This is a genomic window from Virgibacillus sp. 7505 (assembly GCF_002272135.1).
Taxonomy (GTDB): Bacteria; Bacillota; Bacilli; order Bacillales; family Amphibacillaceae; genus Terribacillus.
On record NZ_NPBF01000152.1, the window covers coordinates 1 to 291 of the forward strand.

At 37.8% G+C, this 291-nt stretch carries 1 protein-coding gene; it reads right to left on the minus strand.

What is annotated here, in order from left to right:
* Window positions 1-87: 87 nt before the first annotated feature.
* Window positions 88-285 carry a PH domain-containing protein gene (locus CHH91_RS21520; RefSeq protein WP_353615340.1) on the minus strand — a complete coding sequence of 66 codons (198 nt, stop codon included), beginning with the start codon at window positions 283-285 and terminating at the stop codon, window positions 88-90.
* Window positions 286-291 lie beyond the last annotated feature (6 nt).

The following is a 291-nucleotide window of genomic DNA, read 5'->3' on the forward strand; positions in this document are numbered from 1 at the left end:
GGTAGATAAGCCGCCCCAGTCGAAAACGATTTTTAACGTTGAGCCGGTCTTAGAGATTCGTCGACGAACTGGATTTTTAGCATCCTATTACTTTCTTTTTGTTTGCTTTATGTGTATGCCAGGATTGATCCTTTTCACTTGTTCTATGAATAACTGCTTCTCTTTAGGAGAAATTCGAATAAGATTAGAGTGACTGTATTCAATTTCAATTTTGTTGCTTGAGAGCGCAGGGGAAGCGAAAAAATCCTTTGTAAACCTCATCGCGTTAATCGTATTGATGTTGATTGTTTT